Here is a 15,513-nt window from a genome sequence, read left to right on the forward strand (position 1 = left end):
GTAAATAGTGAGTACCTTTCCAACCATGCGCTTTTGCCTCCCTATATGCCTGATTTTACTCCTGTATGCTGATGCAGCAGCGCAACAGATACCCTATTCCTTCAGGACCATCAATATCAACCATGGTCTTTCACAGAACAGCGTGATCGACATGGCTACCGACGAAAAAGGGTTTCTGTGGTTTGCCACCCAGGATGGGCTCAACCGCTACGACGGTAAAGGATTTACCATATTCCGCATGAATTTTGACGATATTACCACCCGGGATTATAGCCGGTTGGGAAAGATCGTACCAGGCATCGACCACGATCTGTGGCTGATCACCAGCGGAGGCAAACTGGAAAGGTTCAACCTCTACAACGACTCTTCCACCGCCTATAGTAAATTGCCCTTGGGCACCAGGTTACCCGCCGTCACCTGTTTTCGCCAGGAACTAAATGGTGCCATGTGGATAGGCACCGAAAAAGAAGGCTTGTTTTATGAAGACCCATCCGCTAACATTTCTGTTCACTATACCAAACGTGGTGGCTTACTGAACAGCGACAGTATCCACTTCCTCTATAAATGCCGCAATAAAAAATACTGGATTCTTACCAGCAATGGTATCAATGTGTTTGCACCCAATCAGGTTGCCACCACAAGACTATTGTACAACGCAGGCATTTCCTGCAGCGTAATCGAAGAGGATAGCGACGGCAACCTTTGGGTAGGCACCTTTGCCAAAGGAGTATACCTGAAACGGCCCGAAGACAGCACCTTCCTGCCCTTTACCGGTTTTGGTGAACAGCAGTCCCTACCGCCCGGCCTGGTCATCCAGGCCATCAAGACCGACCAGCTAGGACGTATTTGGATAGGCACCCTGGGAAAAGGATTGTTTATCATTGACAGGAAAGCAGCCACCATACGCCAGCTCCTGCCCGAAGAAGGCAATGCAGCTTCACTGAGCTATATTGATGTACTCTGTATTCAGAATGATAAATTGGGTGGCACCTGGGTAGGCACTGACGGCGGCGGTGTCAGCCTGTACGACAAACGCCTCAACATCTTTTCCTCCCTCTCTAAAAATACCGTACAGAAAAAAATACCCATCGAGCAGGTAAGGTCCATCACTACCGATACCAAGGGCGGAGTTTGGATAGGCACTTCCTCCAGCGGCCTTTCCTATGCTTCCGATTTACGCCATCGCCAGATAGAACGCGTCAGCTTGTCAACAGCACAGAGCAGAGACAGCAGCGAACGCATCGTTTCCTTGCGCACTGATCCGGAAGATACCTGGATTGGTATACAAGACGATGGCTTGCTGATCATGAACAGCCAAACCAAAACCATCAGGGCCCTTTTCACACCACAAGCGAAAGGCCCCCGCTACCTGCCCGATCATACCGTATGGTGTATGCTGGCCATCAATAACAACCGGGCCTGGCTAGGTACCCGTAATGCAGGACTCTGCCTCTTGGATAAGCAACAAGGCCTCATCAAAAACTTCCGGTACGATCCAACTGATCCAAATGGTATTGCAGACAACAATGTCCGGGCTATCATACCCATCAGCGATACTTTATTATGCCTGGGTTTCGAAAACAAAGGCATTCAGTTCTTTAATACATCTACTGAAAAGTTCACCTTCCTCGGCCATGACAAAGCATTACAAAACATCAGGGAAGAAGAACCCACCTTAAAATGCATTTACTTTCGCCCCCCTTACCTCTGCATCGGTACCCTGGGTAATGGGATCATCGCCTTTGATACAGCATCCGGCAATACATTTACCATTACTGAAAAAAACGGCCTGCCCAACAATACCATTTACAGCATGGTACCTGATAAACTGGGAAATATTTGGATGAGCACCAACAAGGGCATTACCCGGTTTAGCCCACCTGCCGATTTGCAAAAGGTCAACGACTCACATTTCAGTTTATTCACTGCAGAAGATGGCTTGCAGGGCAACGAGTTCAATACCGGCGCCTGGCATGCCGATGCCAATGGGTTCCTGTATTTTGGAGGGTCCAATGGCATCAACTGGTTTGATCCTGTCAAATATACCGGCGCCAATCCCAAAGCTCCCGTGGTCATTACACAAGCTTCCATTAACAATAAGCCCTGGGAAGGCGATACCACCATTACCTATAAAAAAATATGGCACCTGCCCTGGCACCAGAATTCCCTCTCCTTCAGTTTTGCCGCCCTTGACTTTGTAGCTCCGGGTAAGATCAATTACTATTACCAGTTATATCCCTATGATAAGAATTGGGTGGAAGCCGGCAACAGGAATTATGCAGCCTACACCAATATCCCACCCGGAGAATACACCTTCAGGGTCAAAGCATGGGGCCCCACTATCGGCACCAAAGATGCCGAAGCCACCCTTTCCATTATCATTAGGCCCCCTTTCTGGAAAACCTGGTGGTTTGTAGGACTGCTTGTATTGGCATTGGGTTCATTGCTCTATATCCTTTACCAGTATCGCATCAATCAGCTGATCGCTTTACAAAAAGTACGCAACCGTATTGCCACCGACCTGCACGATGATATAGGATCTACCCTCACCAATATCAGCATCTTGTCCGAATTAAGCCGCCAGAAGCTCGACCGGCAGGAAGAAGCAGGCATATTCCTGAACCGCATTGCAGAAGAGGTCAACAATTCAAGCCAGGCACTCGATGATATAGTTTGGAGCATCAATACCAACAATGATACCCTGGAACAAACCGTAGCCCGGATGCGCCGCTACGCAGCCGAGATATTTGATGGCGCCAATATTCATTATTCCCTGCAGCTCGATGAGCACTTCGCCCAGCGTAAGCTAAATATGGAGCAGCGGCGTGACTGCTTCCTGTTGTTCAAAGAAGTGATCAACAATATCTACAAACATGCCGATGCCCGCAAAGTAAGTATCCGTGTATGGCTGGAAGGCAATCAGCTGCACATGACCATCGAAGATGATGGAAAAGGATTTGATCCCACCCAGGTCACCCACCGCAATGGGCTTAAAAATATGCAGCAACGCGTTGGAAAATGGAAAGGCCAGCTTCAGATACAATCCACGCCCGGCAAAGGCACACACACCACCATCAGCTTTCCCGTCAACTGATCACGCTTTACTCCCCAACTCACCCTTCTTTGTCATCTCGAACGGAGTGCAGCCCTTCTTTGTCATCTCGAACGGAGCGCAGCGGAGTGAGAGATCTGCTATCGAAGCAAAGGATTGCCGACTGCCGATTGTCGACTGCCGATTGCCGATTCACGCCTCCCCCCCAAATGAGCGATACCACTTAGTAGTAACAGAAGCTTACCTTTATCATATGTTAGCCAGGATAGCCATTTTTGAAGACAACGACAGGCTGCGCGAATCGCTGGCCTACCTGTTAAAAATGAACGACTACGACGTGGTAGGTGACTATAACCAATGCAATGATGCCGCCAATATTGCCAGGGTATACAAGCCCGATGTGGTCCTCATGGACATTGACATGCCCGGCGAGTCAGGTATCAGGGGCGTGCAATTGATCAAAGAAGCACAACCCAAAACTGCCGTTATCATGTACACCGTGTTTGAAGATGATGACAAGCTTTTCCAATGCCTCTGCGCAGGCGCCAACGGCTACCTCCTCAAAAAAACGCCCCCGGCCAAATTGTTCGACGCCATCCAGGAAGTATTGGAAGGAGGCGCCCCTATGTCCCCCACCATTGCCAAAAAAGTACTGAACACCTTCCAGGCCAGGCCCGACACCAACAAATACAACCTTTCTCCCCGCGAAATTGAAGTCCTGCAATGGCTCGCTAAAGGATACAGCATCAAGCTCATAGCATCCGAAATGAAACTGGCTTTCGATACCGTACGCGCCCACCTCAAAAATATCTACCAGAAACTCCATGTCAACTGTGGCAAAGAAGCCATCGCCAAAGCACTGAGCGAAAGGATCGTACGTTAAACAAGTACCAGTGTTTATCCCGCTCCGTGGGACTGAGCCTGTCGAAGCCTTAACGGATGTAAGCCAGCTTGTTGAAGCCATCTAAAGGGTGGGTCGCCCTTTCGGGGCAGTTCAACCTGATCTAAAGGAGCTTGTTGAAGGCATCTAAAGGGTGGTGGGTCGCCCTTTCAGGGCGGCTCACCCTGATCTAAAGGAGCTTGTCCAAGGCATCTAAAGGGTGGGTCGCCCTTTCAGGGCGGCTCACTCTGATCTAAAGGAGCTTGTCCAAGGCATCTAAAGGGTGGGTCGCCCTTTCGGGGCGGCTCACCCTGATCTAAAGGAGCTTGTCCAAGGCATCTAAAGGGTGGGTCGCCCTTTCGGGGCGGCTCACCCTGATCTAAAGGAGCTTGTCGAAGGCGGCTAAAGGAACCTGTCGAAGCCTTTCTTGATGCCTCGTTGCCTTTGTGCCTCGATGCCTGGTTGCCTCCTTCCGTAGAATTCCTCACTCAAAAAGGCCATTGCAGACCAGTCGCCGGGGCCAGACCTTTGTAAGTACATTAACCCCAACCCTGTACCAGGCGTTTTTCTAATACCCCGATTAAGTCTTTTTCAGCGGAATACCTGCGGGTATATATGCCAGAGAATAAAGAGCGGTGATACTTATGGCAGGCGTTAACCAGTTTAATATTAATGCCACCAGCGAGGCTGGTGTTCTCATCAGCCTCTCTTTCTTGTATCCTTAATTGTTTGCCAATTATAAACAGTCCGGTGTGTTGCTTACGAGCGCTACATATGGGTACCTGGTAACGGTTACCCACTTACCTATTATAAGCCACTCTCCAAAGCAAAAGCCCGTCTTTACAACGGGCTTTTTGAACTATAACTTAAAAAAATATGCTGCTCTTTAACGTCGAGGCAAAAGGCTCACGACTCACAACTCCAACAACGTCTTCACCGGGTCTTTCCCAAACAACAACAGTTCAGGGTTCTCCAGTAACTCCTTCACCCTTACCAGGAAGCTGACCGATTCACGACCGTCAATAATACGGTGGTCATAGCTCACAGCCAGGTACATCATCGGTTTGATCACCACCTGTCCGTTGATCGCCATCGGGCGTTCCTGTATCTTGTGCATACCCAGGATCGCACTCTGCGGAAGATTGATGATCGGCGTGCTCATCAAGGAACCAAACACACCGCCATTGGTGATCGTGAAAGTACCACCCTGCAATTCTTCCATCGACAGCTTATTGTCCCTGGCCTTACCAGCCAGCTCAATTACTTTCTTTTCTATATCCGCCATGCTAAGACTTTCTACGTTGCGGATCACAGGCACTGTCAAACCGCGGGGCGTAGAAACAGCAATAGAAATATCTACATAATCATGGTATACGAGTTGATCTCCATCGATATAGGCGTTAACCGCCGGCCATTCCGTGAGCGCAATGGCAGCAGCTTTCGCAAAAAAGCTCATGAAGCCAAGGTTCACCCCATGCGACTCTTTGAATTTATCCTTGTACTTCGTACGGATCTCCATCACACGGCTCATATCCACCTCGTTGAACGTGGTGAGCATCGCCGTCGTATTCTTCGATTCCACCAATCTGCGGGAGATCGTCTTCCGCAACTGGCTCATCTTTTCACGACGTTGATCCCTGTTAAAGAGCGCCTTTCCGCCAGTTACCTTGCCGGGGTTCGACAAAGCAGCCAGTACATCATCTTTTACGATCTTGCCCTGGTACCCGCTGGGCGTTACAGACTTGGGATCTACTTTCTTATCCGCTATGATCGCAGCAGCTACAGGTGTAGCTTTAATATCGTTTGGAACCGTGGTTACAGGTGCTTGAGAAACAGCCTTCGCTTCCACAGCAGGAGCAGCTTTCGCCTCTTCCTTTTTAGGTGCAGGCGTACCATTCGCAGCAGCAGCACCTTCAGGTTTGGCAGCTGTGTCATCAATAGAAGCCAGGGTATCGCCAATATTCAACGTATCCCCTTCCTGCGCCGCGCGTTTCAGAATGCCCGCCTTTTCCGCATTGACTTCAAAAGTTGCTTTTTCGCTTTCCAGTTCAGCTATCACTTCATCCCTTTCTACGTAATCTCCATCATTCTTTACCCATTTGAGCAAAGTCACCTCGCTGATTGATTCTCCTACTGTCGGAACTTTAATATCGATCATATAAGTTTCTTGTTTCTGATTTGTAGCCCATGCCCCCACTGACGAATTCTTTTCTTTCAGCGAGTGGCAAGTTACTGCATTTTAGATGGAAAATGCCGTGTCAATGATCTCCGTCTGCTCCAGGGTATGCACTTTCATGTAACCCGTGGCAGTAGAAGCACTCGGCTGACGGCTGATCACACCATAATTAATAGACTTCAGGTTCATTTGCAGAAAAGCCGCAGCACCCATATTGAGCGGTTCTTCCTGTACCCAGAACCACGTAGCTTTACTGTATTTCGCATACAACCCTTCCAGTTGCTTCACCGGCAGCGGGTACAATTGCTCTACCCGGATGATCGCCGTATCCTTCCTGTTCTCTTTCTGCTGACGCTCAGCCAGATCAAAGTATACCTTACCACTGCAGAACAATACTTTCTTTACCTCATTGGCATCCCCCACAAAAACATCATCGATCACCTCTTTGAAACCACCTTCCAGGAATTCCTGCTTGGGAGAATAAGTACCTGCATGACGCAGATTGGCTTTCGGCGAGAAGTTGATCCAGGGCTTCCGGAATGGCCAGGCCAGCTGCCTGCGCAGTGCATGGAAAAAATTGGCCGAAGTAGTGATATTCGTAGCTACCATATTCAGCTCAGCACACATCTGTAAAAATCTTTCCATACGCGCGCTGCTATGCTCAGGCCCCTGTCCTTCATAGCCGTGCGGCAACAACATACCTACCCCATTCATCCGGTTCCATTTCTGCTCACCCGCAGCAATGAACTGGTCGATCATCGTTTGCGCGCCATTACAGAAATCACCAAACTGTGCTTCCCACAGTACCAGCGCATTGGGATTGGCCATCGCATAGCCATATTCAAATCCCAGTACACCATATTCACTTAACAAAGAGTTATAAATTCTGAACTTACCCTTCGCATCCGGTATATTGCCCAGGCGGCTGTAAGCCTTATCCGTATTCTCATCGCGCAGCACCGCATGGCGGTGTGAGAAAGTACCTCGCTTTACATCCTGTCCGCTCATCCTTACATCCTTGCCATCCAGCAGCAGGCTACCATAGGCCATCAACTCACCCGTTGCCCAATCTACTTTGCCTTCCTCATTGTACAACTTCACTTTATCCTGCAATATCTTTTCTACCTTCTTCAACGGCTTGAAATCATCAGGCCACTTCATCAGCCCATCAAATACCTTTTTGAAATCGTTTTCATTGATGGCCGTAACAGGGCTCTGGTCAAAATCTTCCGGATTGGCCTTACGCAGGCTCTTCCAGTCCAGCTCAGGCTGCTGGTAGTGATAAGGCAATGGATTTTGCTTTACCTCATCCAGCCGCTCCTGCAGATCAGCCCAGAACTTCTTCTCCATGTCCTTGGCCATTTCCTTCGCATCAGCCTCCCCATTCTCCAGCAGGTAGGTAGTATACACTTCCCGCGGATTGGCATGCTTGTCGATCAAAGCATACAATTGTGGCTGCGTGAACTTAGGATCATCCCCTTCATTGTGGCCATGCCTGCGGTAACAAACCATATCAATGAATACATCCGAATTAAATTCCTGGCGATAGCGTGTGGCTATTTCCACACATTTAACCACCGCTTCCGCATCATCACCATTCACGTGCATCACCGGCGCCTGTATCATCGCAGCCAGCGAAGTACAATAGTCTGCACTGCGTGCATCTTCAAAGTCCGTCGTAAATCCTATCTGGTTATTGATCACAAAATGGATCGTACCACCTGTATAATAACCTTCCAGATCGCTCATCTGTGCTACTTCATACACAATGCCTTGTCCGGCTACTGAAGCATCACCATGAATGAGGATCGGTAATATTTTATCAAAATCACTTTCGTACAGTACATCTGCTTTTGCACGCGCAAAACCTACCACCACAGGATCCACAGCCTCCAGGTGCGAAGGATTGGGCATCAGCTTCAGGTGAACCGTCTTGTTATTGGGTGTTTGCACTTCACTGCCATAACCCATATGGTATTTCACGTCGCCGCTGCCCATCGTCTGGTCCAGCTTCGCCGTGCCTTCAAATTCACTGAAGATCTGCTCATAGGTCTTACCCATAATGTTCGCCAGCACATTCAACCGGCCACGGTGCGCCATGCCGATCACTACTTCCTGCACATTAAAATCCGCAGCCGTATTGATGATCGCATCCAGCGCCGCAATCGTCGTTTCACCACCTTCCAGCGAGAAACGTTTTTGACCGATATATTTCGTGTGCAGGAATTTCTCAAACATTACCCCCTGGTTCAGCTTTTCCAGGATGCGCTTTTTCTGCGTCACAGCAATCGGCTTGTTGAAATTGCGCTCCATCTCGTTCGTCAGCCAGTCTACCTTCTTCTGATCACTGATGTATTTAAACTCAATACCTACATGTGCCGCATAGCATTTTTGCAGGTGAGTAAGGATATTGCGGAGCGTGGTAGTACCCAGGCCGATCATATTACCGGCATGGTACGTTTTGTCCAGGTCTTCTTCTGTAAAACCAAAAAACGCCAGGTCCAGGTTGGCCCCCCGGTCCTTGCGCGGACGGATAGGATTCGTCTTGGCAATCAGGTGTCCCTTATTGCGGTAACCAAGGATGAGCCGGTAAGCCCCTACCTCTTTTTTCCAGTCAATGCCGCCGCCAACACCAGCAGGAGCATCGGCCACAGCCGTTCCATTGGTGCCGGACTTCACTTCACCGATGGCAAAGTCAAATCCTTCAAAAAATTTCTTTAGTTCCGGATCTACAGTATTGGGGTCCTTTACAAAATCCTGGTAAAGACTCTCAATAAAAGCCGGAGATGAACTGGTGATGTACGAAAAGTCCTTCATGAAGAAGCCATTGAATGCTAAAAGAATATAGGTATTTAAAATCGGGGTACAAATATAACCACAGATTCCCTGATTAACAGCCTATCAGGCTATTTTATTGCTTTATACAACAAGGAATGATCCATACTTGTTCTAAATTAGCCGCCATGGCGACAATTGGTTATCCGGCAGTTGCACATTAAAACCGTATTAATGCCAGCCCGCCGCAAAATAATTCAGGATTTATTTTTGAATATTCCCCGTCGGAGCCTACCTTTGCCGTCCTAAATTTTTCGAAAGAACATGGCAAATCATAAGGCTACCAAAAAAGATGTGCGTCAGGCTACAAAACGCAGGGAAAGAAATAAGTATTACGGTAAAACAACCCGTAATGCCATCCGTGACCTGAAAGCCTTGAAGACGGGTAAGGAAGCTACTGAGCAAATGCCGGACGTTGCCTCAATGATCGACAAACTCGCTAAAAGAGGTATCATTCACAAGAACAAGGCAGCGAACCTGAAAAGTAAGCTGACTAAGAAAGTGAACGCTCTGGCTGCGGCAAAATAGTTTTTCCGAGACTCTTTTATAAAGCTACTGTAGTCCCCTCATTCGTGACGGGACTATTTTTTTGTGCCCGGCCATACAAGGCTTCTGGCTGAAAATCAATCAGATACACCCCTCCTCCACCCCATGGTTTCATTCCGTTTCCATTTTTCCAAACCAGCAATAGGGCAATTTACCTCTCATTCAATATATTAAATTTCATTGCTATACACATACTTATGAAAATATATGTGCATAGCTACAGAGGACATACAGAGAACCTTCAGAGAACGTACAGAGGACACACAGAGAAAACCACCCGGGGATTACCCATAGATCACCCATGGATCAGCCGTATATTACCTACCCCTCTCCCCCAACCATCCCCCACACCACATACGTCCTGATAGAACCAATGCACACCTTAACCATCATTTTATGAATGTACACCCTTTCAAATGCTTGCCCCTTTTTCTCTTCATCCTGCTGATTGCTCAAACCTCCACATCCCAGGAATCCCCCTGGAACCTCGGGCTCGAGCAGTATAATTCCCAAAACCAAACCTTCAGCCCCTGGTACAAAACCTTTTTTTTCAAAAAAGAATACCAGGTCCTGCCCGACAGCTCCACCCGCCAGGAGGGTCGCTACTCCGTTCGCATCCGCTATGCCCCCGAAAGCCCCGACAGGGCAGATGGACAGTTTGTCAACAGTATTCCCATCGACGTACCCTGTAAAAAACTGGGCTTTTCCTTCTATGCCAAACTTAAAGGCGAAACCACCGGTGTCGTCAGCTTCCTCCTCAGCAAGGACAGGGGAGAAAAAAAGTATGAATCCACCAGTTTCAAGATCCAGGACACCACAGGCTGGGTATTGTATACCGGAGAATTCGATGCCAGTAAATTCAGTTTTCCCCTCGACCACCTGCGCATAACTGCTGTATACGGAGGAACAGAAAGCATGTGGCTCGACAATTTCACCCTGCTGGCCGACGGTAAACCAATCCAGGAGGTTTCTTCCTTCTGTAAACCCGTCAATGAAAACATACAGCCGCTCTCGCAGGATCAGGTCACACGCCTCGCCCTCCTGGGCCAGATCTGGGGTTTCCTGAAATACTACCACCCCGAAGTGGCCAAAGGCAATACCAATTGGGATTTTGAACTGATCCGGGCAATACCCGTTGCCAAAAATGCAGCCAGCAATGCTGCTTTCAGCGACTCCCTCCTCAGTTGGATCAATGGCCTGGGCCCCGTAGAAGCCTGTCGTAATTGTACCGCCGATATTCCCAAAGACCTGCTGACCTACAATATCGACCTGGCCTGGATGAAGGACCAACACCTTTCTACTGCCCTGCAGCATAAATTACAATTCCTGCTGGCCAACCGGCACAAAGGTCCCGGTCACTACGCCAATATCGGCAATGCCGGGCAGGTTTCCTTTATTAATGAGCAGGAATACTGGTGGCGCAATGGTCACTATCCCAATGAACACTTCCGGTTGCTTACTTTATACCGCTACTGGAATATGATCCAATATTTTTCCCCTTACAAAAATATCATTGGCCGCAACTGGAATGAGGTACTGTACGAATACATTCCCCGCATGGCAACAGCCCGCGATTCCCTATCCTACAACACTGCCGTATTGCAATTGATCAGCAGCGTAAACGATTCCCATGCCTATAGCTACAATGCCGTTGTTGCCAAACAATACAATATGTATTTGCCCGTACTCGCCTATCCAATGGATGAAAAGCTGGTCGTTACCACCATCTACAATGATTCACTCGCTGCATTGGCAGGGTTACAGAAAGGCGATATCATTGAAAAAGTAAATGGCCGCACCATAAAAGAATTGATAGAAGAAAGAAAAATATTCGCCGGCGCCTCCAACCAGATGGCCACTTTAAGGTTCCTTGGCAGCGGCAATTACCTGACCGGTGGCACAGAGCCTACCGTACAATTGACCATACGCAAGAACGGCGCCACCTTCACCAGGCAGGTACAACGTTATCCCTTTGCGGCCTTTAACTATCAATATAAAAATAATAGCTCCCTGCATAAGATATTGCCCGGCAATATTGGCTATGTAAATATGGGCCTGCTGGAAAAAACACAGGTAGATAGCTTGATGCAGGTCCTTAAAGATACACGCGCCATCATTTTTGATATCCGCAACTATCCCCGCGGCACCATGAATGCCATCACCGCTTACCTGCATGAAAAACCAGTAACATTTGCCCGCATCACCCAACCCGATTTTGATTACCCCGGCGCATTCAGGTGGGCTAAATTTGATAATTCCTGTGGCCCGACACCCGGCAACAAAAGAACCTTCGTGTATACCGGCAAAATTATAATACTGGTGAATGAATATTCTCAAAGCCATGCCGAATGGACCGCCATGGGATTTCAATCCGTTCCAGGCTGTGTTACTTTCGGCAGCCAGACCTCCGGTGCCGATGGCAACGTAGCAAGAATTGTTTTGCCGGGAGGTTATGTGACCAATTTAACCGGCCTCGGCGTTTTCTATCCCGATAATTCCCCCACCCAAAGACAAGGAGTGAGAATAGACAAAATAGTTCGGCCCACTCCTGCAGGCATAACCGCCGGCAGCGATGAAGTGCTGGATGCCGCACTGGAATATGTGAACAGCGTAAAAAATTAAAGCGTTGTTTCCTTGTCAGGGATAGCCAGATAGCCGGCAGGTAGAGAAGCAGGCAGGCCTGCCTGATTCAATTGAGCTTTCAGTACCAAAGCCTTGGAATAATTCTTTTCCATGGTAGCAAATTGACCATACGATCTTAATCGTTGACGCAGGAGTGTCATCTTCAGCTTATACGCAGTCTTGCTGCCTGCCCGCTTTTTTCCAAGCGTCATATTGACCAGCAGCCCTGCCGCCTTTTTTACATGGTAACCATAACTTTTGAGCAACTCCCATCGAAAAATGTACAAACTCGCCTTACCTGTTTTCAGTAGGATCTTATAGGGTTCCAGCACAGAGAAGCACCGGGAACTTTCCGCTATATAAGTCAGGTAATACTCGATGGTCAGCCTGTTGGCAGTAATGAAATGCTTAAAATGCAATCGTTCGTCATACCATGTTTCATAACCAGCCAAAACCAGCGCATAACACAGTTCATGATCACCACCCGAGCTAAGCTGGTAGCCCAACCTGTCCGTAAGCGCTGATATGAAACCATGCTGCCGAAGTCTTTCCCAGGCCGAGTGCCGGATGATTGCCCCGGCGCCATAGACCAGGTGCCCATGAACCAGCCCACTCGCAGAAGCCTGCGGGCCCCCCGCATACAGGTTTAAAGCAGTAAACCATTCCGGAGGAGGTGGTGCTTCATACACAAACTCCCCATAGCCACCCAGGATACCAATGGCCGGATTCTCCTCCATGATGGCAAAGGCAGTGGCCACATAATCCGGGTCCAGCCAATTGTCATCATCACAAAGAACAATATACCCATACCTGGCCGCTGCAAAGCCTTTTACCCTTGCATAGGTCAGCCCGGGATTGGGTTCTGAAATAATCGTCAGGCTGATCGACGTATCATACCGGGCCCACACTTCCCGTGCCAGCGGTACCGTATTGTCCAGTGAGGCATTGTCTACCAGGATCAGTTCGCACGACAATGAAGCAGGAATATTTTGACGGGCAATATGCTCAAGCGTCACGGGCAGGCGCTGTGCGCCGTTGTATGTACAAACCAGGATCGTAATACCTGCCTTCATTAATTGTATCGTTGTTTAGTACGCGGTATGAATGAAGTAATATTCAATGCCATTTTGATGTATAGCTTCGTGATCTTCCAATACAGCTGCGCGTCCCGGTGCATCGACAATGCTTCCCGCACCTGTATTTTAGCTCCCTGCCGGCTATGCAAGCCATACCATAGATCATTGGCTATTTTTATGCCATAATGCGCATAAAACTTCATGGCCTCCCTGAATAATATATCTTTTTCTTCATCAGGTAAATATTGCTGGATAGTGCGGATCACCCATTGCAGATCTTTCAGGTTCTTGGCAGTTGCATACGATTGCCCTGAAATAGAAGCCATGTGAAGCCGGTAAGCGGCCAATACCGTAGGATCATAAGCCACCGGGTAATGACGCGCAATACGTACCCACATCTCCCAATCCTCTCCATAATCTACACCATAAAAGCCGCCCAGTTGCTCATACACTTCCCGCTTTACAGTTACTGTACAAAATTGCAGCCGTTGACGGCCAGCCACCCGCGCCAGCCAGTTATCCAGGATGCCAGCCTCCTCCATCTCCGCGTCCCGGTAATACAAAGGTTTGCCGCTTTGCCCTACATATACATACCGGCAAAAGGCAGCCCCTATAGAAGGATAACGATCAAACAGGTTTTCCATGCTGGCATAATAGCCCGGTTTCACCAGGTCATCCCCATGCAAAATATGGACGAGGTATCCCCGCGCTCTGTTGATGCAGGTTTCAAAATTCCGCAGGCTCCCTACATTCTGCTCCTGCCGGAAATACTTCACCCGCCCATGCCCTATATTCCTTACCAGCGCCTCCACATCTACATCAGTACTGCAATCATCAACCACTTCAATCTGCATCTCTCCCTCCGGACCAGCTTGCTGCAATACTGCGGCCAGCGTTTCCACCAGGTACACCGCACAATTGTACACCGGGATCATCACCGACCATCGCGGCCGCTCGATCAGCCCCGGTAGCGGTTCAATTACAGGAGGCATTAAGGGTATTCGGTCCACCGCCATGTGCTTACATACTTTTGAAATGTAGAATTATTGGCTGATAATTTATTCCATGCTACTCACTACCCGGCCCAAAGCGGAAAGGGAACTGCGGCCGTACCGCCCCCTTCCATTTACCAAACCAGCTCGTATTTTCCCGGTAATCCGCTACTTCAAAATGGATTCCCCCTTCATAATAGTATACCGGAATAGAAGTATCCCGCACTACGATCAGGGAAAAATAATAAGCCCCATCATTCATAAAATTACCGGGTATTTGACATACCCCCTCCACCAGTCCTTCCTGGCACACCACTGCCGGTGAAGCCACATCAAATATGCACTCACCCGCATAATTAAACAGGTGAAGCCCCGCATTGAGCAAAACGCCGGGCTGATTATTTTGTATACTAAACCGTACCGTAAGTGGCGTACGAATATCAATTACCTGTTCACCTTCTTTCAACTCCGGGATCAGTTCAAACGATCGGATGCGCACATATTCATTGCCTGGCGCAGTAGCCATATCATACCACTGGTGCCGCAACTTATGCTGCTGCAGGCTGCCAATATAATTACCTACCACCTCCGCAGCAGTCCCTATCCCCACCATTTTACCTTGCTGCAGCCACATCGCATGCCGGCAAAGGTGATTGACCGCCTGCATATTATGACTCACAAATAAGATCGTCCGGCGCCCATCATTGGCCACCTCCTGCATTTTGTCGAGACATTTCTTCTGAAAGCCTACATCGCCTACCGCCAGCACTTCATCCATGATCAAAATATCCGGTTCAAGATGCACAGCAATGGAAAACGCCAGCCGTACATACATACCCGAAGAATAACGCTTCACCGGCGTATCTATAAATTTGTCAATGCCCGAAAACGCCACGATCTCATCAAACTTTTGCTTCACCTGCCATTTATTCATACCCAGCAGGTAACCGCTGATAAAAACATTTTCACGCCCCGTAAGCTCCGGATGAAACCCCGTGCCCACTTCCAGCAAGCTGCCAACCGTACCCTTACCACGTATTCGTCCCGAAGTAGGCTGTATGATCCGCGATATGATCTTCAGCAGGGTTGATTTACCCGCTCCATTATCACCCACAATACCCCATATATCGCCTTGCCGCACCTGGAAATTAATATCCTTCAATGCCCATACTTCACCAGCCCCCTCCTGCCCGCCCTGAAAAAAGGGATCTTCCCGCTCCACCACTTTCTTAGCCCACCACCTTTTGGCATCCTGGCGAAAAGAGCCTGTACCCGTTACCCCCAACCGGTATAATTTGGAAAGATCAGTAGCTTCAATTACTATATTACTCATA

At 48.7% G+C, this 15,513-nt stretch carries 9 protein-coding genes; 4 read left to right on the forward strand and 5 right to left on the reverse strand.

The window, feature by feature from the left end; all coding sequences use genetic code 11:
- The first annotated feature begins 25 nt into the window (after window positions 1-25).
- Together D3H65_RS17980 and D3H65_RS17985 are read left to right on the forward strand one after the other, a co-directional pair.
- Window positions 26-3,094 carry a sensor histidine kinase gene (locus tag D3H65_RS17980; RefSeq protein ID WP_119051636.1) on the forward strand — a complete coding sequence of 1,023 codons (3,069 nt, stop codon included), beginning with the start codon at window positions 26-28 and terminating at the stop codon, window positions 3,092-3,094.
- Window positions 3,095-3,305: 211 nt separating this feature from the next.
- Window positions 3,306-3,935 (forward strand): response regulator transcription factor, encoded by a 630-nt coding sequence (locus D3H65_RS17985; RefSeq protein WP_119051637.1) that lies wholly within the window; start codon window positions 3,306-3,308, stop codon window positions 3,933-3,935.
- Window positions 3,936-4,845: 910 nt separating this feature from the next.
- Here D3H65_RS17985 and odhB read toward each other — a convergent pair.
- Both odhB and D3H65_RS18000 read right to left on the reverse strand, forming a co-directional pair.
- Window positions 4,846-6,090, reverse strand: coding sequence for a 2-oxoglutarate dehydrogenase complex dihydrolipoyllysine-residue succinyltransferase (gene odhB / locus D3H65_RS17995; RefSeq protein ID WP_119051639.1), 1,245 nt, complete (start codon window positions 6,088-6,090; stop codon window positions 4,846-4,848).
- An 81-nt stretch (window positions 6,091-6,171) separates the two neighbouring features.
- Window positions 6,172-8,925, reverse strand: coding sequence for a 2-oxoglutarate dehydrogenase E1 component (locus D3H65_RS18000; RefSeq protein WP_119051640.1), 2,754 nt, complete (start codon window positions 8,923-8,925; stop codon window positions 6,172-6,174).
- Between the two features lie 282 nt (window positions 8,926-9,207).
- Here D3H65_RS18000 and rpsT point away from each other — a divergent pair, with 282 nt between their 5' ends.
- Together rpsT and D3H65_RS18010 are read left to right on the forward strand one after the other, a co-directional pair.
- The gene (gene rpsT, locus D3H65_RS18005) at window positions 9,208-9,471 is read left to right on the forward strand and encodes a 30S ribosomal protein S20 (protein WP_119051641.1); all 264 of its coding nucleotides are present in this window, start codon (window positions 9,208-9,210) and stop codon (window positions 9,469-9,471) included.
- Window positions 9,472-9,885: 414 nt separating this feature from the next.
- A complete protein-coding gene (locus D3H65_RS18010; protein ID WP_119051642.1) occupies window positions 9,886-12,111 on the forward strand; it encodes a S41 family peptidase in 2,226 nt (741 codons plus the stop codon).
- Here the strand turns inward: D3H65_RS18010 and D3H65_RS18015 are convergent.
- Genes D3H65_RS18015 through D3H65_RS18025 form a run of 3 tightly spaced genes read right to left on the reverse strand, consistent with a single transcriptional unit; the run spans window position 12,108 to window position 15,512 of the window.
- Window positions 12,108-13,184 carry a glycosyltransferase gene (locus tag D3H65_RS18015; RefSeq protein ID WP_119051643.1) on the reverse strand — a complete coding sequence of 359 codons (1,077 nt, stop codon included), beginning with the start codon at window positions 13,182-13,184 and terminating at the stop codon, window positions 12,108-12,110. The two genes, D3H65_RS18010 and D3H65_RS18015, sit on opposite strands and share 4 nt — an antisense overlap.
- Window positions 13,184-14,203 (reverse strand): glycosyltransferase family 2 protein, encoded by a 1,020-nt coding sequence (locus D3H65_RS18020; RefSeq protein WP_211345513.1) that lies wholly within the window; start codon window positions 14,201-14,203, stop codon window positions 13,184-13,186. Before D3H65_RS18020 ends, D3H65_RS18015 begins: the two co-directional genes overlap by 1 nt.
- 52 nt (window positions 14,204-14,255) lie before the next feature.
- Window positions 14,256-15,512, reverse strand: coding sequence for an ABC transporter ATP-binding protein (locus tag D3H65_RS18025; protein WP_119051645.1), 1,257 nt, complete (start codon window positions 15,510-15,512; stop codon window positions 14,256-14,258).
- Between the last annotated feature and the right edge of the window lies 1 nt (window position 15,513).

Source organism: Paraflavitalea soli (genome assembly GCF_003555545.1).
GTDB classification, from domain to species: domain Bacteria; phylum Bacteroidota; class Bacteroidia; order Chitinophagales; family Chitinophagaceae; genus Paraflavitalea; species Paraflavitalea soli.

Excerpts from the sequence above, each read along its gene's own strand:
- D3H65_RS17980 (WP_119051636.1), top strand. The coding sequence starts at position 26 with ATGCGCTTTTGCCTCCCTATATGCCTGATTTTACTCCTGTATGCTGAT.
- D3H65_RS17985 (WP_119051637.1), top strand. The coding sequence starts at position 3,306 with ATGTTAGCCAGGATAGCCATTTTTGAAGACAACGACAGGCTGCGCGAA.
- odhB (WP_119051639.1), bottom strand. The coding sequence starts at position 6,090 with ATGATCGATATTAAAGTTCCGACAGTAGGAGAATCAATCAGCGAGGTG.
- D3H65_RS18000 (WP_119051640.1), bottom strand. The coding sequence starts at position 8,925 with ATGAAGGACTTTTCGTACATCACCAGTTCATCTCCGGCTTTTATTGAG.
- rpsT (WP_119051641.1), top strand. The coding sequence starts at position 9,208 with ATGGCAAATCATAAGGCTACCAAAAAAGATGTGCGTCAGGCTACAAAA.
- D3H65_RS18010 (WP_119051642.1), top strand. The coding sequence starts at position 9,886 with ATGAATGTACACCCTTTCAAATGCTTGCCCCTTTTTCTCTTCATCCTG.
- D3H65_RS18015 (WP_119051643.1), bottom strand. The coding sequence starts at position 13,184 with ATGAAGGCAGGTATTACGATCCTGGTTTGTACATACAACGGCGCACAG.
- D3H65_RS18020 (WP_211345513.1), bottom strand. The coding sequence starts at position 14,203 with ATGGCGGTGGACCGAATACCCTTAATGCCTCCTGTAATTGAACCGCTA.
- D3H65_RS18025 (WP_119051645.1), bottom strand. The coding sequence starts at position 15,512 with ATGAGTAATATAGTAATTGAAGCTACTGATCTTTCCAAATTATACCGG.